The 18,756-nt window shown below is 72.7% G+C and carries 15 protein-coding genes; 10 read left to right on the forward strand and 5 right to left on the reverse strand.

The window, feature by feature from the left end:
* Positions 1-7: 7 nt before the first annotated feature.
* Together ACFUJ1_RS21760 and ACFUJ1_RS21765 are read left to right on the forward strand one after the other, a co-directional pair.
* On the forward strand, positions 8-1,459 hold the full coding sequence (locus tag ACFUJ1_RS21760; protein ID WP_378648212.1) for an aldehyde dehydrogenase: 1,452 nt from the start codon (positions 8-10) through the stop codon (positions 1,457-1,459).
* Positions 1,460-1,470: 11 nt separating this feature from the next.
* Positions 1,471-3,897 (forward strand): CaiB/BaiF CoA transferase family protein, encoded by a 2,427-nt coding sequence (locus ACFUJ1_RS21765; RefSeq protein ID WP_378648213.1) that lies wholly within the window; start codon positions 1,471-1,473, stop codon positions 3,895-3,897.
* A gap of 34 nt (positions 3,898-3,931) precedes the next feature.
* Here ACFUJ1_RS21765 and ACFUJ1_RS21770 read toward each other — a convergent pair whose 3' ends face one another.
* The 5 genes from ACFUJ1_RS21770 to ACFUJ1_RS21790 all read right to left on the reverse strand — a co-directional run bounded on the left by ACFUJ1_RS21770 (position 3,932) and on the right by ACFUJ1_RS21790 (position 7,602).
* Positions 3,932-4,186, reverse strand: coding sequence for a hypothetical protein (locus ACFUJ1_RS21770; protein ID WP_378648214.1), 255 nt, complete (start codon positions 4,184-4,186; stop codon positions 3,932-3,934).
* A 3-nt stretch (positions 4,187-4,189) separates the two neighbouring features.
* The gene (locus ACFUJ1_RS21775; protein WP_378648215.1) at positions 4,190-4,522 is read right to left on the reverse strand and encodes a DUF6247 family protein; all 333 of its coding nucleotides are present in this window, start codon (positions 4,520-4,522) and stop codon (positions 4,190-4,192) included.
* A 95-nt stretch (positions 4,523-4,617) separates the two neighbouring features.
* The gene (locus ACFUJ1_RS21780; protein ID WP_378648216.1) at positions 4,618-5,769 is read right to left on the reverse strand and encodes an acyl-CoA dehydrogenase family protein; all 1,152 of its coding nucleotides are present in this window, start codon (positions 5,767-5,769) and stop codon (positions 4,618-4,620) included.
* Positions 5,766-6,938 carry an SRPBCC family protein gene (locus ACFUJ1_RS21785; RefSeq protein ID WP_378648217.1) on the reverse strand — a complete coding sequence of 391 codons (1,173 nt, stop codon included), beginning with the start codon at positions 6,936-6,938 and terminating at the stop codon, positions 5,766-5,768. Before ACFUJ1_RS21785 ends, ACFUJ1_RS21780 begins: the two co-directional genes overlap by 4 nt.
* 61 nt (positions 6,939-6,999) lie before the next feature.
* A complete protein-coding gene (locus tag ACFUJ1_RS21790) occupies positions 7,000-7,602 on the reverse strand; it encodes a TetR/AcrR family transcriptional regulator (protein WP_378648218.1) in 603 nt (200 codons plus the stop codon).
* 79 nt (positions 7,603-7,681) lie between these two features.
* Between ACFUJ1_RS21790 and ACFUJ1_RS21795 the strand changes: the two genes are divergently transcribed.
* From ACFUJ1_RS21795 to ACFUJ1_RS21830, 8 genes are all read left to right on the forward strand, one after another.
* Positions 7,682-8,863 (forward strand): SRPBCC family protein, encoded by a 1,182-nt coding sequence (locus tag ACFUJ1_RS21795; protein ID WP_378648219.1) that lies wholly within the window; start codon positions 7,682-7,684, stop codon positions 8,861-8,863.
* Positions 8,860-9,264, forward strand: a complete 405-nt coding sequence (locus tag ACFUJ1_RS21800) for a hypothetical protein (RefSeq protein WP_378648220.1) — start codon at positions 8,860-8,862, stop codon at positions 9,262-9,264. Before ACFUJ1_RS21795 ends, ACFUJ1_RS21800 begins: the two co-directional genes overlap by 4 nt.
* Positions 9,261-9,893 (forward strand): PaaI family thioesterase, encoded by a 633-nt coding sequence (locus ACFUJ1_RS21805; protein ID WP_378648222.1) that lies wholly within the window; start codon positions 9,261-9,263, stop codon positions 9,891-9,893. Before ACFUJ1_RS21800 ends, ACFUJ1_RS21805 begins: the two co-directional genes overlap by 4 nt.
* A complete protein-coding gene (locus tag ACFUJ1_RS21810; protein ID WP_378648223.1) occupies positions 9,890-11,089 on the forward strand; it encodes a CaiB/BaiF CoA transferase family protein in 1,200 nt (399 codons plus the stop codon). The genes ACFUJ1_RS21805 and ACFUJ1_RS21810 overlap by 4 nt, the downstream gene beginning before the upstream one ends.
* Positions 11,090-11,310: 221 nt before the next feature.
* Positions 11,311-12,861 carry a class I adenylate-forming enzyme family protein gene (locus ACFUJ1_RS21815; protein ID WP_378648225.1) on the forward strand — a complete coding sequence of 517 codons (1,551 nt, stop codon included), beginning with the start codon at positions 11,311-11,313 and terminating at the stop codon, positions 12,859-12,861.
* 11 nt (positions 12,862-12,872) lie between these two features.
* Positions 12,873-14,972 (forward strand): molybdopterin-dependent oxidoreductase, encoded by a 2,100-nt coding sequence (locus tag ACFUJ1_RS21820; RefSeq protein WP_378648227.1) that lies wholly within the window; start codon positions 12,873-12,875, stop codon positions 14,970-14,972.
* The gene (locus ACFUJ1_RS21825; protein ID WP_378648229.1) at positions 14,969-16,600 is read left to right on the forward strand and encodes an FAD-dependent oxidoreductase; all 1,632 of its coding nucleotides are present in this window, start codon (positions 14,969-14,971) and stop codon (positions 16,598-16,600) included. Before ACFUJ1_RS21820 ends, ACFUJ1_RS21825 begins: the two co-directional genes overlap by 4 nt.
* Positions 16,597-18,729 carry a molybdopterin-dependent oxidoreductase gene (locus ACFUJ1_RS21830; RefSeq protein ID WP_378648231.1) on the forward strand — a complete coding sequence of 711 codons (2,133 nt, stop codon included), beginning with the start codon at positions 16,597-16,599 and terminating at the stop codon, positions 18,727-18,729. Before ACFUJ1_RS21825 ends, ACFUJ1_RS21830 begins: the two co-directional genes overlap by 4 nt.
* Positions 18,730-18,756: the final 27 nt, after the last annotated feature.

An 18,756-nucleotide genomic window follows, 5' to 3' on the forward strand; every position in this document is an offset into this window, starting at 1 on the left:
GCCCGACATGGACGACACCACACCCGACCGGCTCGCGCTGTTCATCGACGGCCGATGGGTCCCCCCGCGCCACGGCGGCAGCGCGGACGTGATCGAAGCCGCCACCGAGAAGGTGCTCGGCCGCGCCGCCGCGGCGAGCCCGGCCGATATCGACGCCGCCGTGGTCGCCGCGCGCACCGCCCTGGAAGGGCCGTGGGGCAGTTTCAGCGCCGAACAGCGCGCCGACGTCCTCGATCGGTTCGCCGCCGCGCTGAAGGCGCGCGCCAAGGCGACCGCGGCACTGGTCAGCAGGGAGAACGGCATGCCGATCTCGCTGTCGATCAGCGTCAACGGCTACGGGCCCGCGGCGATGTTCTCCTACTACGCCGGGCTCGTCCGCGCCGAGGACGGCGAGGACGTGCGGCCCAGCATGTTCGGCGGCCGGACCGTGGTGCGCCGAGAGCCGGTCGGGGTGGTCGCCGCGATCACGCCGTGGAACTACCCGCAGCCGCTGGCCGCCATGAAACTGGCGCCCGCGCTGGCCGCCGGATGCACCGTCGTGCTCAAGCCCGCACCCGAAACCGCGCTGGACGCTTTCGTTTTCGCCGACGCCGCACTCGAGGCCGGGCTGCCCGACGGGGTGCTCAACATCGTGCCCGGCGACCGGGAGGCCGGGGCGCACCTGGTGGCCCATCCCGGTGTCGACAAGGTCGCCTTCACCGGCTCCACCGCCGCCGGGCGCGCCATCGGAGAGGTGTGCGGGCGGTTGCTGCGCCCGGTCACCCTGGAGCTGGGCGGCAAGTCGGCGGCGATCCTCACCGAGGACGCCGACCTCGCGGCCTTCACCACCGCCCTGCCCGACGTCTCGCTGGTCAACAACGGCCAGACCTGCCATGCGAGCACCCGAATCCTGGCACCGCGCTCCCGCTACGACGAGGTAGTGGCCGCGGTGACCGAGGCCGTCCGCGCGCTGCCGATCGGCGATCCGCTCGATCGCGGCACCCGGATCGGCCCGCTGGTCAGCGCCGCCCAGCGGGATCGGGTGCTCGGTTACATCGCCGCGGGCGACAAGGCGGGATTCCGCCGCACCACCGGCGGCGCGATCCCGGCCAGCACCCCGACCGGCTGGTTCGTCGAACCCACGGTCTTCGCCGATGTCGACAACACCGCCCGCCTCGCGCAGGAGGAGATCTTCGGCCCGGTGCTGACCATCACCCCCTACGACGGCGAGGACCAGGCCGTCGCGCTGGCCAACGACTCCGAATACGGGCTGGCGGGCACGATCTGGACCGCCGACGAGGCGCACGGGCTCGCGCTGGCCGCCCGGATCGAGAGCGGGACCGTCGGGGTGAACCACTACGCGCTCGACCTGGCCGCGCCGTTCGGCGGGATCAAGGCCTCCGGGCTCGGGCGCGAACTCGGCCCCGAGGGGCTCGCGCCGTACCGGCAGCCCAAGTCGGTCTACCTCGCCACCCGATGAAAGGCGCTGCCGTGACGACACTTCCGCTGACCGGCGTCCGCGTCCTCGACCTCACCGACGGGCTCGGCGAGTCGGCGTCGCGCTACCTCGCCGACCTGGGCGCGCACGTGGTGCGGGTGGAGCCGAGCGCCGGTTCGGCCTCGCGCGCCGCCGAGCCGCGGGTGAACGGGGTGAGCATTCCGTTCGTGCTGCGCAACGCGAACAAGCGCGGGCTGACCGCCGATCTCGCCCTCGAGGCGGGCCGGCGGCGGTTGCGCGGGCTGATCGCCGAGGCCGACATCGTGATCGAGTCCTTCCCGCCCGGACGCAGGCAGGCGCTCGGGCTCGACCCGGCCGCTCACCCCGCGGTGGTCTGGGTATCGATCACCGGTTTCGGGCAGAGCGGGCCCTACGCCGACTGGCAGGCCACCGAGCCGGTGCTCTACGCGCTCGGCGGGGTGCTGTCCCGCTCGGGCGCCCCCGGCGCCGAACCGCTGCTTCCGCCCGCCGGGCTGGTCGAGGAGGCGGTCGGCACGCACGCCGCCTGGGCGGCGCTGCTGGCCTACTACCGCAGGCTCCGCACCGGGCAGGGCGAATACGTCGACCTGTCCGCCCTGGAGACCGTCGTGCACGGCTTCGACCCCGGCTTCGGCACCCAGGGCTCCGCCGCCGCTGGCCGCTCCGAGGACTTCCCGCGCGGCAGGCCCGCCGCCGCGAACTTCTACCCGGTGTTCCGCTGCGCGGACGGCTACGTGCGGCTCTGCCTGCTCGCCCGCAGACAGTGGCGCGCCGTGTTCGACTGGCTCGGCTCGCCCGCCGAGTTCGCCGACCCCGCCTACGACACCATCCCCGGCCGCTTCGCCGCCGCCGACCGGCTGCACCCGCTGATCGCCCGGCTCTTCGCCGGGTACACCCGCGACCAGTTGGTCGCCGAGGGAGCGGCGCGCGGGGTACCGGTCGGCGGCGTGCACGACATCACCGAGGTGCTCGCGCTGCCGCACTTCACCGAGTCCGGTGCCCTCGTGCTCCACGAACTCGCTCCCGGGCTGCGCGCGCGGGTGCCGTCGGGGTACGTGCGGGTCGACGGCGCGCGCGCGGGGATCCGCACTGCCGCACCGGGACTCGGGGAGCACGACGGGCAGGGCCCACAGTGGCCGCCGCGTGGCGCGGGTCAGGCGTCGCCGCCGGAGAACGGCAGCTACGATCCCGCAGCGCGGGCCCCGGGCCGCGCGGCGCCGGGGGAGCGCCCGCTCGCCGGGCTCCGGGTGCTCGACCTGGGCGTCATCGTCTTCGGCGCCGAGCTGAGCCGCCAGCTCGCCGACTACGGCGCCGACGTTGTCAAGATCGAGAACGCGGCCTTCCCGGACGGGTTGCGCCAGTCCAAGCGCGGCGCGAAGCTCGCCGCCTCGGTGGCGTGGGGACATCGCAACAAGCGCAGCCTCGGGCTCGACCTGCGCAGTGCCGAAGGACTCGCGCTGTTCCGCGCGCTCGCCGCCGAGGCCGACGTGGTGCTCGCCAACTTCAAACCGGGCACGCTGGCCTCGATGGGCATCTCGCCGCAGCAACTGCTCGAGCTCAACCCGCGGTTGATCGTCTCCGAGAGCAGCGCCTTCGGCGGCGTCGGCCCGTGGCGGACCCGGCTCGGCTACGGGCCGCTGGTCCGCGCCTCCTGTGGGGTCTCCGCGCTCTGGCGCTACCCGGACGACCCCGAGCTGCTCTGCGACGGCATGACCGTCTACCCCGACCACATCGCCGCCCAGGTCGCCGCCGCCGCGGTGCTGGCCGCGCTGATCGGCCGCGAGCACACCGGGACGGGCGCGGTCATCGAGATCGCGCAGGCCGATACCGCACTGGTCCAGCTCGGCGCCCAGCTCGCGCTGGAGTCGCTGCGCCCCGGCTCGGTCGCCGCCGCGGGCAATGCCGACCCCGCGCACGCCCCCTCCGGCGTCTTCCGGGCCGCGGGATCGGACGAGTGGTGCGCGGTGACGGTGCGTACCGACGCGCAGTGGGCCGCGCTGTGCGCGCTCACCGGCGCCGCCGAGGCGGACCCGCGCACCGCGACCGCCGCCGCCCGAATCGCGAATCGCGCGCTCGCCGACCGGGTTCTCGCCGACTGGCTGTCCGGCTTCCCGCCCGCCGAGGCGATGCGGCGGTTGCAGGAGGCCGGTATCCCGGCCGGCGCCATGCTGCGGCTGCCGGAGCTGCTCACCGATCCGCACCTGAAAGAACGCGGCAGCTTCGCCCGCCTCACCCACGAGCTGCTGCCCAGCTCGCTGCCGGCCGCCGGTTCGGTGCCGCGCTACGCCGCGATCGCCGAACCCGCACAGCACCCGGCGCCGGTGGCAGGGGAGCAGACCCGCGAACTCGCGCGGACCCTGCTCGGGCTGAGCGAGGAGCGGATCGCGGAGCTGGTGGAGTCCGGAGTGCTGCAACCCGCCGCCGCCCCGGTGACCACCTGAGCGTGCGGGTCGTTCGCGGGCTGGTACCTGGATGTCAGCCCAGCCACTGCACTCGCAGCAGGTGTACATCACGACGGGGCTCGTCGATGAGGTAGATGACCTGCCCGGCTCCGGCGGGTCCGAACAGCCAGAACCGGACCGCGCCGTCCGGGTTCGCCAGGTGCTGGGGCTCGCCGTTCCACGGAGTGAGCTCCAGAGCGCTCAGAAGCTGCAGGTAGTCATCGAGGACATCGGTGGGTAAAGCCGCGACCTGGTCGAATGTCTCCTGGTCGGGGACGAGGCGATACAACTCTCAGCTGACCTGCCGGGCTGCGATGAGGGCGCGCATCTCCTCGACGGAGCGTCCGGCCGGATTACCGCCGGCGGCTCTGATCTCCGCGGCCTTGGCCGCCAAGCGCTGCGCTGCGCCGGGCTCGCGCAGTTCCATCGCGGCAGTGTGCTGCCATTTGCGCAGCAGGGCGTGGATCGCCTCGAGCGAGTGCGAGCGCTTGGCATCCTCGAGCACCCTGTCCCATTCGGCGTCGAAATCACGCCGGTGCTGTGGGCCGAGTGCGGCGCGCAGCACCTGGGGATCCGCGTCGGGAACCCGAGGGGCGCCGGTCGGTGCGGGGTCGGGCTGAGCCATCCTTCGACAATAGCCGACAGCGGTGACGACCTATGGGGATGCGAACGAAAGATCCCCTGACCCCAGGGCGGAGATCAGGGGACCGAACTCGGCGCTCAGGCCCGGAGCAGATCGCGGTGGATGATCTCCTTCATGATCTCGTTGGTCCCGCCGTAGATGCGCTGGATTCGCGCATCGATATACGCCTTGGCCACCGGATATTCCATCATGTACCCGTACCCGCCGTGCAGCTGAACCCCGGCGTCGATCACCTTGTCCTGGAGCTCGGTGGCCCACAGCTTCGCCTTGGCGGCATCGACGGCGGTGAGCGTCCCCGCGTTGTGCTCGCGCACGCAGCGGTCGATGTACGCGCGCGAGACCTCGACCGCGGTGCGCAGCTCGGCGAGGGTGAAGCCGAGCCCCTGGAACTCGCCGATCGGCTTGCCGAAGGCCCTGCGCTCGCGCACGTAGGCCAGCGTCCAGTCCAGGACGGCCTCGGCCGAGACCTGCCCGGCGATCGCGATCCCGAGTCGCTCGAGCGGCAGGCTCCGCATGAGGTAGCCGAAGCCGCCGCCGAGCTCGCCGAGCACGTTGGCGGCGGGCACCCGGATGTTGTCGAAGAACAGTTCGGCGGTGTCCTGGGCGTGCAGCCCTACCTTGTCCAGCTTGCGGCCCCTGCCGAACCCCGGCATCCCGTCCTCGACGACGAACAGGCCGAACCCGCGCGAACCCGCGTCCCGGTCGGTCACGGCGAAGACGATGACCAGGTCGGCGAGGATACCGCTGGTGATGAAGGTCTTCGATCCGTTGAGTACCCAGGCGTCGCCGTCGCGGACCGCGGAGGTCTGGATGGCGCGCAGGTCGCTGCCCGCGCCGGGCTCCGACATCGCGATGGCACCGATGGTGGCGCCGGTCGCGAAGCCGGGCAGCCAGCGTTCCCGCTGCTCGGGGTTCGCGTGCCGGAGCAGGTAGTTGAGCACGATGTCGTCGTTGGTGGAGAAACCGGATTGCAGCGCCGATGCCCCCACCCGGGCGATCTCGGTCTGGATGACCACCCGGAAGCGGTAGTCGGTCTCCCCGGCGCCGCCGTACTGCTCGGGCACCGCCAGCCCGAGCAGCCCCTGCTCGCCCGCGGCCAGCCAGGTCTCGCGGTCGATCAGCCGGTCGGTGTCCCATTTCGCCATCTTCGGCACCACGTGGCGCTCGACGAACCCGCGCACGGTCTGGGCGAACAGCTCGTGATCGGCCTCGAACAGGTCGGTCTTCACCGGGTTCCCTCCACGAGTTTCTGGGTCTCCCGGCGGAAGACCTGATTGGCGACTTCGTTGCGGCCCAGCACCATCCGGCCCGCGCTGGCGCTGGTCATGGCGCGCTGGGAATCGCGAAGCAGCGGGAAGTCCTCGGCGTGCAGCACATCCAGCAGGATCTGCCAGTTCTTGCCCCACAGCCGGGTCCACTTCTCCTCGGTCCACCCCGAGTCCTCGACCGTCGGCACGATCAGCCGCATCTCCATGCGGCAGCGCTGCGGGTCGGTGGGGTGCGGGCGGAAGGTGAGCAACTGGAAGTGGTCCGGCTGGCGCAGCAGGGTGCTGTTGGGCAGCAGGAAGTGGGTCTCGGTGACGTCGCCTGCCAGGCTGCGCTCGCCGGGATCCTCCTCGATCCAGCGGTCGATCGACTTGCGCGGGGCGATGAACCGGCAGTGCCGGCCGAAGTCCTCGAAGGCCATGACGTTGGTGTGGATGTGCTTGGCCGCGGTGTTCGGGTGCGCGTACTGGATGTGATACCCGTCCAGGAACGCGTCCTGCATGATCTTCCAGTTCACCGGCTCGTCGAAGCCCTCGGACTGCACGCAGACCTTCGCGCCGAGGTCGTAGGAGGCGACGATGGAATCCATCGCCGGGCCCAGCCAGCTCGCCACGTCGATGGCGGCATCGGCATCGTCGATCACCCAGATGAAGCCGTGGCGTTCCTCGGCGGGCAGCTCGATCAGCCCCATGCCGTCGCGGTCGGCCTCGCCGAAGGTGTTGTCGCGGGTGATGGTGCGCAGTGAGCCGTCCAGGTCGTAGGACCAGCGGTGGTAGGGGCAGGAGAAGAGCCGGCAGCGACCCTTGTCCTCGTTCTCCACCATGGCGCCGCGGTGGCGGCACAGGTTGACCAGCGCCTTGACCCCGCCGTCGCGCTGGCGCACCACGATGACGTTGTTGCGCGGCAGCTGCAGGGTGAAGAAGTCGCCCGGGCGCGGGATCTCCGAGCTGTGCGCCACGATCGATGGCACCCGCCCGAAGATCAGATCCCGCTCCCGCTTCGCGACCTCCGGCTCGGTGAACTCGCCCGGCGCGAACCAGGTGAGGTGGTCGTACTCGTCGGTGGTGTCGTTGCGCAGGTGCGTCAGCGCCCGGCGGATGCGCTCCTCGCGGGGGGCTCCGACCTCGGTCATGGCGTTCCTCCAATGCCTGCTGAGCTGTACGGATCTTCCCATAAATCTAAACCATGTAGGTTTATCTGTAAACGGGAGCGGCGTTCGGGTCGGTGACCAGGGCCGGGACGACGAAGGCGCGGATCTTCGCGCGCACCCGGTCGAGGGCTGCCGCGTCCCGTCCCGACTGGCTGATGTAGAGGATCTCGAGTTCGGACAGCCATTCGCAGGCGAGGCGCAGGTCCAGATCCGCGCGGACAGCGCCCGCGGCGCGCGCTTCCGCCAGGAACGGCTCCCACAGCTCGCGGGTGAGCTCGGCGGCCCGGCCGGTGTCGATGAGCAGCCGGGTGGAGAGCGTCATCTCGTCCGGCGAGACCAAGCGGTGCACGAGCGGGTCGAGGTGGCCGCGCCGGATGTCGGCGCAGATGCCTTCGACCAGGGCCTGCTCGATGGTGGGGTACCGGGCGAGCTGGGCGCGCGCGGCCGCCATATTGGCGCGGGCGCGCCGGATCACCGACTCCGCGACGAGCGAGTCGCGGTCGGCGAAGTAGCGGTAGACGGTGGCGCGCGAGACCGAGGCGGCCCGCGCCACGTCCTCCATCGTGGTCTTGGCCAGGCCGTAGCGCGCGAAGCACTCCTCGGCCGCGCTCAGGATCGCACTCCGCTGGTCGTTGCTCGCACCCATGGGTCGAACGCTACAACAAAACCGATGTTCATTAGATAAGACAGTAGACATCGATTGTCACATGTGTCACCCTCGGTCCATGGAGCGCGAGGAGAAGATCAGGCTCACGCGGCGGTTGATCGACCACGTGGACAACGACACGACCGACTACGCGGAGGAGCTGCTCCGGGTGCCCTTCTGGGTCTTCGACGACCCCGGGCTGGCGGCGAAGGAGCGCGAGGTGGTGCGGCGATTCCCGCACATCGTGGCGCACGTCGACGAGCTGGCGAAGGCGGGCGACTTCCTGACCGCCGAGCTCATGGGCACCCCGCTGCTAGTGGTGAAGCAGAGCGACGGCTCGGTGCGCGCGTTCGCCAATGTCTGCAGGCATCGCGGCTCGAAGGTCGAGTTCGAGGAGTCCGGCTGCAAGCGGGTGTTCGCCTGCCCATACCACAACTGGGCCTACGGCCGGGACGGCGCGCTGCGCGGGATGCCGCACGCCGAGGGGTTCGCGGGGATGGACCGCGCGGGCTACGGGCTGGTGGAGTTCCCCTGCGAGGTGCGCCACGGGCTGGTGTGGGTCGTGCCGACCGTCGGCGCCGATCTCGACATCGCCACCGTTCTCGGCGCCAAGCACGATGCCGAGGTGACGGCCACCGGCATGGCCGGGTCGTACCAGGTGCGCAGGGAGACCTGGCGGCTCGGGATGAACTGGAAGATCGCCGTGGACGGGGTGCAGGACTCGTACCACCTGTGCCAGTTGCACACCAAGACGGTGTGCAACTACCTGGAGGGCAATATCACCGCCTTCGATCCGGTGGGCCGCTCGTGGCGGCTGGTGGTGGCCCGCAAGTCGATCACCGAGGTGCGCGACGCCGACCCCGACACCTTCGACGTGCGCGACTACTCGCTGGCCAACTACACGATCTACCCCGGCACCATGCTGGTCACCGAGCCCAACCACTTCGAGATCTGGACGATCGTGCCGGACGCCGAGGATCCGAACGTCAGCCACTGCACCATCCGGCTGCTCGCCCCGCGCAAGCCGGAGATCCCGCGCGAGGAGCGCACCCTGGCGAAGAACTGGGAACTGCTCATGGCGACGCTGCACGACGAGGACTGGTATGTCACCAAGACGATCACCGACAACGCCGCGCACGGCCAGGTGCCCGAGCTGATCTACGGCCGCAACGAGCTGCCGGGGCAGGTGTTCCACCGCATGGTCGCCGATGACGTCGCCGACCTGGAGCGGACGCGCTCGGCCACCGCCGGTGCGTCGTGAGCGACCTGCGCGTCGGCGGCGCGGGCACCTCGCCGGCGGTCACCGGCGCCCGCTACGGCGGGGTGCACCTGACCTGGGTGCTCGACACCCTGATCGGCGGGGCGCACACCCGCGACCTGCTGCTCACCGCCTGTGCCGTGCCCGGCGCCGAGGCGTACCGGATGGGCCTGCTCAACCGCTTCGAGCCCGATGTCGCGGCCACCGCCGTGGCAACGGCCGCCGGGGTGGCCGAGCTGCCGCCCGACGGCGTGCGCGAGGTCGAGCGGCTGCTGCTCACCGGGCCCGCCGCCACCCCGCGGTCGCGCTACGGGGCGGAGGGCGCGGTCGTGCGGGCCACGCTGGAACGGCGCCCAGCCGCCGAGATGTTCGCCGGCTTCCTCGCGGCGGGACCGGGCCGATGAGCGACCGCTCCTGGGACGACCCGGTGCTGCCGACGCGCGACGCCCGCGACGAGTACGCCGCCCTGGTCGAGGCGCTGCGCGCGGTGCAGGAGTCGGTCACCCGCAGCGCACCCACCCCGGCTGCCGCGGCCGCCTCGGCCCGGCGGCTGCGCGAGATCGCCACGGCGCTGGATGTTTTCGAGGTCGACGAGGACAACCAGCCCGCGGGGAAGCGCTGGGAGCTGGCCGGGCGCGGGCACGCCTCGGCCCCGCCGCTGCACCTGGACGAGGTCACCGCGACCACGGCGCGCGGCCGGGTCACGGTGCACCGCTTCCACTCCGGGCGCTACGCCATGAACGGCGGCGTCACGCCGCTGATCTTCGACGAGATCCTGGCCCGGCTGGCGAATCGGGACCGGCCCTGGGCGCGCACCGCGTACCTGCGGGTGGACTACCGGGCCCCGGCGCCGCTGCACTGTGAACTGACGGTGAGCGCCGAGCTGGTCCGGATCGACGGCCGCAAGCGGACGATGCGCGGCCGGCTCCACCACGGCGAACTGCTGCTGGCCGAGGCCGAAGGGCTCTGGGTCGAACTCAGGGCGGAGCAGACCGGAAATTTATCGAGGGAAACGGAAGGAGTGCCGTCGTGAGCGGCTTCTCGTTGCTGCGCGGGGTGCGGGTGCTCGAGGTGGCCCAGCTCGCCCCGTCCTCGCTGGGCGGGCACCTCGCCGACCTGGGCGCCGAGGTCATCAAGATCGAAACCGGCGCTGGCGATCCGGTGCGGGTGGGCGGCGCAAGGGCGGTCGGCGGCCCGGACGGCCCCGCCTTCCTGCATCTGCGCTGGAACCGGGGTAAGCGATCGGTGGCGCTCGACCTGCGCGGCGCCGAGGGCAAGCGGACGTTCCTGGACCTGGCACGCTCGTGCGACGCGGTGATCGAGGGCATGCGCGGCGGCTACCTGGACTGGCTCGGCATCGGCTACGACGCGCTGCGCGAGGTCAATCCGGCCATCGTGCTGTGCACGGTCTCCGGGATGGGCACCGAGGGGCCGTACCGCGGCCTCGGCACCGGCGGCCCGGTCTTCGACGCCTTCGCGGGGCTGCGCGAGGTGCGGACCCCGGACGAGCCGCCGCGCACCGGCATCGCCGGGTCGACCACCCCGCCGATCGCCATGTACGCCCTCGGCGCCTACGGCGCGATGGCCCTGCTCGCCGCGCTGCACCGGGCCCGGGAGAGCGGAGCGGGATGCCGGGTGGAGGTGGCGGGCATCGATATCGCAGCGGCCTGGCTGCCCGAGGCGGTCGACGCCGAGCTGAACCGGGACGTCTCGGTGCCGCGCCCCACCTGGCTGCCCGACGGCAGGCTGCCGGACTGGCCCCGGCTGGAGGCCTACCGGACCAGCGACGGAGAATCGGTCCTCTTCGGCGCCCACGTCGACAAGTTCTGGCGCAACTTCCTGGCCGCGGTGGGCCGCGAGGATCTCGCCGAGGTGGACCTGAGCAGCGCCGACGCGGGCGCGGCCGCCCGCGCCGATCGGATCTGGCGCGAGCTCACCGTCATCTTCGCCCAGCGCACCCGCGCGGAGTGGGTCCGGATGTTCCTCGAGCACGACATCGCCGGTGGCCCGGTCAACTCCGTGGCCGATCTCCCCGCCGACCCGCACTTCCTGGCCCGCGCGAGCACCTACCGGGTGCGCGGTGCGGACGGGGTGGAGCTGGCGTTCGTGGTGAGCCCGGTGCGGGTGCCGGGGGAGGAGTTCGCTCCCGCGCTGCCGCCCGCGGTCGGCGCGGACACCGAGGCGGTGCTGCGCGAACTCGGGCGCGAACGGGCGGCCCGGGTGGAGTAGCGACCCCGCGCCGCCACCCGGCGATCCCCGGGTGGCACCAGCGCGCCCCGGTCCTTCGACGACCGCGGGCGCGTTTCGCGGTGCCCGGATACGCCCAGCTCAGAGCGGGAAATCGCCCCTTGCACCGGCTTAACTACAGCTGTTAGTTTTAGGTTGAGCAGTGAGGGCCATCACAACGCCCCTGCGCGCCGGCGCTTCCGGCGAATCACGGAGGAGTTCGGATGAACCTGGCGGATTTGACTCGATACTGGGGCAGGACCCGCCCCGACCAGCAGGCGATCGTGTTCGGCGACCACGTCGAGACCTGGTCCGAGGTGGACGCGATCACCGACGCGCTCGCCCGCGGGCTGGCCGCGCGCGGCGTGCGCAAGGGCGATCGGGTCGCGGTGCTGATGCTGAACCGCCCGGAGCTGGCGCACCTCATGCTCGCGACCCTGAAACTCGGCGCGATCAGCGTCCCGCTCAACTTCCGGCTCACCGCCAAGGAGCTGGCGCCGATGATCGAGGACGCCGCCCCGCGGGTGGTCGTGGTCGAGGACGCGCTCGCCCCGCTGCTCGCCGTGGCCGCCGAGCGCGTCGCCTTCGAGGCTTACGCCGTGGACGGTGCCGCACTGCCGCCGTATCACCGGCTGCTCGATCCCGGGACCGCCGCCCGGGTCGAGATCGCCCCGGACGACGCCGCGTTCATCTGCTACACCTCCGGCACCACCGGGGTGCAGAAGGGCGCGCTGATCACCCACCGCAGCGCCATCGCGCCGGGGCTCGCGCAGACCGTCAGCCACGGCTTCACCGCCCGCGACCGGGTGCTCTGCTCGGCGCCGCTGGTCTACACCGGCTCGGCGCTGTCGATCTTCGTGCAGCTGGTGCTGGTGCCGGGCACGACCATGGTGCTGCTGCGCGAGTTCGACCCCGTGATCGCGCTCGACGTGCTCGAGCGCGAACAGATCACCGCCACCACGACGGTCCCGGTGATCTGGGAGCGGATGACGACGCTGCCGGACTTCGGCGCGCGCAAGCTGGCCCGATTCACCTACGCGGGCACCGGCGGCGCGCCGGTCGGGCTGGACCTGGTGGAGTTCTACCGCGCGCACGGCATTCCGCTGACCCAGGCCTACGGCCTCACCGAGGCCTCGGGCATGGTGGCGACGCTGAGCTACGCCGACGCGCTGACCCGGCCCGGCTTCGCCGGGCTGGCACTGGTCGGCACCGAGGTGCGCATCGGCGACCCCCGCGCCCCGCTGGCCGCGGGCGAGGTCGGCGAGATCCTGGTGCGCGGCGAGCACGTCATGCGCGAGTACTGGAACAAGCCGGAGGCGACCGCGGCCACGCTGGCCGCGGGCTGGCTGCGCACCGGCGACCTCGGGCTGCAGGACGAGGAGGGCTTCCTCAAGATCGTCGATCGCAGCAAGGACATGCTGATCTCCGGCGGGCTGAATGTCTACCCGGCCGAGATCGAGCGGGCGCTGCACGGCATTCCCGGACTGGTCGACCTCGCGGTGATCGGGGTGCACGACGAACGCTGGGGCGAGGTGCCGATGGTGGTCTTCCACAGCGAGCGGCCGGCCGCCGAGGTGGTCGCCGATATCGCGGCGGTGTCGGCGCGCGAACTCGCGACGTTCAAGCGCCCCAAGCACGCGCTCGCGCTCGGGCAGCCGCTGCCCCGCACCTTCTCCGGGAAGCTGGCCAAACCGACGCTGCGGCAGCGGTTCCCGCTGGCACCGGCCGATGCCGTCGCGGTCGCCGCCGAGGTGGCGCGGCCGGCGGCCGGCTGAGGGGAGCCGGGGTGTCCAGCGCGACCCGCCGGGTCTCCTACTGCCGGCTGTGCGCGTCCTCCTGCGGCGTGCTGCTCGATATTCAGGACGGCAGGATCACCCGGGTGCTCGGCGACTCCGAGCACCCGATCTCCCAGGGCTATACCTGCCCGAAGGGGCGGCGCGCCGGCGACCTCGCGCACGGACCGCAACGATTGCGCACCTCGCTGCGCCGCGAGGCGGGCACCTTCGCGCCGGTCGAGGCCGCGACCGCCACGGCGGAGATCGCGCACCGGCTGCGCGCCATCGCCGACCGCCACGGCCCCGACGCGGTCGCGCTGTTCACGGGCACCCAGCACAATTTCGCCGCGCTCACCCCGCCCATGGCGCGCGCGTGGTTCCGCGGGACCGGTTCGCACAAGCTCTTCTCCACCATGACCATCGACCAGTCGGCGAAATGGGTCGTCGCCGACCGCATGGGCCGCTACCTGGGCGGCAGGCAGCGCTTCGAGGACGCGGACGTGTGGCTGCTGGCCGGCACCAACCCGCTGGTCTCGGCCAATGGCGGCGACGGGGACGGCGCCGTGGTGCACAATCCCGCGGCTGCGCTGCGCGCGGCCGAGGCACGGGGGCTGCGGCTGATCGTGGTCGACCCGCGCCGCACCGAGACCGCCGCCATGGCCGACCTGCACCTCGCGCCCCGGCCCGGCACCGACGCGGTGCTCTTCGCCGGGTTGCTGCGGGTGATCCTGACCGAGCGGCTGCACGACGCTGCCTTCTGCGCGCGGTTCGCCGCGGAGCTGCCGCTGCTCACCGCGGCCGTCGCCCCGGCCACCCCCGCGCTGGTAGAGAAGCGCTGCGGCGTGGTGCCGGACGAGCTGCGCGCCGCGGCCCGGCTCTTCGCCCGCGGCCCGCGCGGCATGGCGACCACCGGCACCGGGGTCTGCATGGGCCCGCACTCCAACCTCGCCGAACACCTGGTCACCGCGCTGAACGTGGTGTGCGGCCGCTTCCGGCGCGCGGGGGAGCCCGCCGACCGGCGCTCGGTGCTGACCCGATGGCAGGACGTCCGCGCCGAGGTCGCCGGTCCCGCACCCGCGGACGGGTTCCGCAGCCGGATCGGCGGGATCCGCGCGATCCGCGGTGAGCTGCCGTCCGGGATCCTCGCCGACGAGATCCTCGAACCCGGCCCCGACCGGGTCAGGGCGCTGATCGTCTCCGGCGGCAACCCCGCCGCCGCACTGCCGGATCGGGCCGGGGCACGCCGGGCGCTCGGCGCGCTGGAGCTGCTGGTCTGCGTCGACCCGGTGCTGTCGGCGACCGCGCGGCTGGCGCACTACGTGATCGCGCCGGCCACCATGTACGAGCGCGCTGACCACACCGCCATCATGGAGCCCTTCTTCCCGCGCCCGTTCGCCCAGTACACCCCGGCGATCCTGGAGCCGCCGCCCGGCGTGCTCGAGGACTGGCGGTTCTTCTTCGACCTCGCCGTCGCCGCCGGGCAGCCGGTGAAGTTCGCCGGGCGCATCCTCGACCCGGCCGCCCCGCCCTCGGCCGAGGAGCTGCTGGCCATGACCACCGAACGCGGACGGGTGCCCTTCGCCGATCTGGTCGCCGCTCCGCACGGGTACCCGGTGCCCGCCGATACCGCCACCGTCGCGCCGGGGACCGGCGACGAACGGCTGCGCCTGCTGCCCGCCGACGTCGCCGCCGAGCTGCGCGCCGCGCTCGCCGCGCCCGCCGTCGCGCCGGGCTATCCGTTCCTGCTCACCGTCCGCCGCATCCGCGAGGCGATCAACTCCACCGGCATCGGCGTCGAAGGGCTCGTCCCGGACGGGGCGGGGGCGGCCGCGCTGCACCCCGACGACCTGGCGGCGCTCGGCCTGGCCGACGGCGCGCGGGCACAGTTGCGCTCGCCCACCGGGCAGGTGCGCGTCACGGTCCGCGCCGATCGATCGGTGGCGCGCGGCACCGTCACCATGACCCACGCCTTCGACGGGCCCGGCTCGCGCGGGGGCGCCGTCAACGCGCTCACCTCCACCACGGCCGGAACCCAGGCGATCAATGCGATGCCGACCCTGACGGCCGTGCCGGTCGCCGTCACCCGCATGCGCGAGGAGCACCCCCGATGAGCTACGTCATCACCCAGAACTGCTGCAACGACGCCACCTGCGTCGCGGTCTGCCCGGTGAACTGTATCCACCCCACCCCCGACGAGCGCGGGTACCGCGACGCCGAGATGCTGCACATCGACCCCGCCACCTGCATCGACTGCGGCGCCTGCGCCGACGTCTGCCCGGTCGACGCCATCGTCCCCGACGACTCCCTCGGCCCGGACCGGCAGCGCTACCGCGAGCTCAATGCCGAGTATTTCCAGCGCAATCCGAGCGCTCCGCCGGATGCTCCGCATCGGCAGCCGCTGCCGCTCGCGGTGGCGACCGCCGCCCCGGCGCCGCCTGCCCTGCGGGTGGCGATCGTCGGCTCCGGCCCCTCGGCGTTCTACGCCGCCGAGGAGCTGCTGGCCCGGCGCGATATCGCCGCCGAGGTCACCATGCTGGAGCGGCTGCCGGTGGCGGGCGGGCTGGTGCGCTTCGGCGTCGCCCCCGACCACTGGCGCACCAAGACCGTGGACCGGGTCTTCCGGCGCACCGCCCGCAGGCCCGGCTTCGCGCTGCACCTCGGGGTCGAGGTCGGGCGCGACGTCTCGCTCGCGGAGCTGCTCGACCAGCACCACGCCGTGCTGCACGCCTCCGGCGCGGCGAGCGATCGCAGGCTCGGCATCCCCGGCGAGGAACTGCCTGGCAGCCACTCCGCGCGCGAATTCGTCGCCTGGTACAACGGCCATCCCGAGCACGCGGGGGAGCACTTCGACCTCGGCGGTACCCGCGCGGTGGTGATCGGCACCGGCAATGTCGCGCTCGACGTCGCCCGCATCCTGCTCACCCCGCCCGAGCGGCTCGCGGCCACCGATATCGCCGATCACGCCCTGGCCGCGCTGACCGGGTCGCGGGTGCGCGAGGTGGCCGTGCTCGGCCGCCGCGGTGCCGAACACGCCGCCTGCACCACCCCGGAGCTGCTCGGCCTGAACGCGCTGCCCGGTATCGACGTCCTGGTCGACGGTGCGGTTCAGGCCGGACCCGGCGCGCCGATGAAGCAGCGGGTGCTGGCCGAGTACGCGCGGCACCCGCCGACACCGGGGAACAAGCGGATCATGCTGCGGTTCGGCACCACCCCGGAGCGCATCCTCGGCGCGAGCCGGGCCGAGGCGCTGGTCGTGCGGGACACGGTCACCGGGGAACCGGAGACGCTCGCCTGCGGGCTGGTGATCCGCGCCGCCGGATACCGCGGCCTGCCGATTCCGGGGCTGCCCTTCGACGACCAGCGCGGCACGGTGGCGAACACCGGCGGCCGGGTCTGCGAACCGGTGACCGGGCAACCGATTCCGGGACAGTACGTGGCCGGCTGGATCAAGCGCGGGCCCACCGGCGTGATCGGCACCAACCGGCACTGCGCCGCCGAGACCGTGGCCGCGCTCGTCGCCGACCACCGCGCCGGGCTGCTCGGCGAACCGGACGGCACCCCGGCCGACTTCGCCGACCTGCTGCGTGCGCGGTGCCCAGGCGCGCTGACCGGGGCCGACTGGCACGAGATCGACCGCTACGAGCGGCTGCGCGGCGCCGAGACCGGACGGCCCCGCGTCAAGATCGTCGACGCCGCACAGGCCGCGCTGGTCGCCGCGGCGCACCGGCCGCGCGGATGAGCGCGTCGGCACCGCGGCAGGTGCACACGTTCTGCCGGATCTGCGAACCGGGGTGCGGCCTGGTCGCCGACGTGCGCGACGGCGCGGTGCGGCAGTTGAGCCCGGACCGCGAGCACCCCGTCCACCGGGGCTTCTGCTGCCACAAGGGACTCCACTACCTGCAGCTGCACCGCGATCCGGACCGGCTCGACCGGCCGCTGCGCCGCCGCGACCCGCGCACAGCCGCGCCCGCCGAGTCCGAGCCCGTGGACTGGGACACCGCCGTACGCGAGATCGCGGAGCGGATCCGGGACATCCGTGCCCGGTACGGCCGCGATGCGCTCGCGATCTACCAGGGCAACCCCTCGGCGTTCAACGGCGCCTACTTCGCCAATGCCGCGCGGATCGCCCGCGGCTTCGACACCAGGATGCGCTTCAGCGCCGGGACCCAGGACACCTCGGCCAAGTACGCGGCCAGCGAGGCGATCTACGGCACCGCCATGGCCCACCCCATCCCGGACCTGCTGCACACCGGCTACTTCCTGTGCCTCGGCAGCAACCCCGCCGTCTCGCACATGACGCTGGTGCACGTCTCGGACCCGATGGCGAAGATCCGCGCCATCGCCGCGCGCGGCGGCACCGTGTGCTTCGTGAACCCGCGCCGGACCGAATCCAGCACCCCGGAGACCGGTGACACCGTGCTCATCCGGCCCGACACCGACGTCTTCTTCCTGGCCGCGGTGCTGCACGACATCGTGTTCCGGATCGGGTACGACCGGGCCGCCGTCGCCCGCCGCGCCCGCGGCATCGATGGCCTGCTGGCGGTGGTGCGGCAGTATCCGGCCGAGCGGGTGGCGGCGGTGACCGGGATCGACGCGGCCACGATCCACCGGATCGCCGACGAGTTCTGCGCCGCTCCCGCCGCCAGCATCTCCATGGCGACCGGGGTGAACCAGGGCCGGTCGGGCGCGGCCGCGTACTGGATGCTGACCATGATCAGCCTGTTCACCGGCAATCTCGGACGCCGCGGCGGCAATGTGTACTCCCGGGGCATCACGGAGCCCATGCGCACCGCGCGACCCGGCCGCGCCGACCCGTTCTTCCAGCACCCGGTCGGCGAGATCCGCACCGTGGCAGGCGATCTGCCGGCAGCCCTGCTGCCGGAGTTCATCGAAAGCGAGGAGGATCCGGTCCGCGCGCTGATCATCGTCTCGGGCAACCCGCTGCTCTCGGTCGGCGGGGAGCGGCGGCTGCGCCGCGCCTTCGAGCGGCTGGAGCTGCTGGTGACGGTCGACCTGTACCCCACGGTCATCGGCGAGCTCGCCGATTACCAGCTGCCCGCGACCGACTGGCTCGAGCGCGCCGACATCAACTACCTCAGCTCGCTCGGGGTGGCGCTGGAGCCCTACGTGCAGTACACCCCCGCGGTGGTGCCGCCGGCGGGGGAGCGCCGCGACGACTGGTGGATTCTCTCCCGCATCCAGCAGGAGCTCGGGGTGCCGACCATTCTGGACGATCCCGATCCCGATCCGTTCGCCCCGATCGAGGCGGCGCTGCGAGCCGCGGGGACCGGCCTGGCCGAGCTCGCCGCGGAACCCTGCGGCACCAGGGTTCTTCCGCCCACCGACCCGGAGACGTTGTACGAGGCCCTGGTCCGGCACCCCGACGGGCTGATCGACTGCTGCCCGCCGCTCCTCGTGCGCGGCGTGCCCGCGCTCGAGCGCATCTACACCGAGCTCGCCGCCGCGAGCCCGGATCGGCTGACCCTCATCACCCGCCGCACCCACCACATGGTCAACAGCTGGCTGCACAATCTGCCGGTCTTCGACCACGGCGTGCACCGGGGCAACCCGCTGTGGATGCACCCGGACGACGCGCGCGGGCGCGGGCTGGCCGAGGGCGACCGGGTCACGGTGCGCAACCGATACGGCGCCCTCGAAGCGACCCTGCAATACGACGACGCGCTACGCCACGGGGTGGTCGCGCTGACCCACGGCTGGGGGCAGCGGGACGCGCAGGGGCTTGCGGTCGCCAGGGGCAAGGGCGGCGCGAACGCGAACCTGCTCGCGCCGACCGGACACGACGGTTTCGACCCGCTGAGCAATCAATCCCGGCTCACCGGCATCGAGGTCGAGGTGCTGCGGGCGTGATCCGCGTCCGCGCCGAATTTCCACGGA

This window comes from Nocardia sp. NPDC057227 (genome assembly GCF_042669725.1).
In the GTDB taxonomy this organism is placed as follows: Bacteria; Actinomycetota; Actinomycetes; order Mycobacteriales; family Mycobacteriaceae; genus Nocardia; species Nocardia asteroides_A.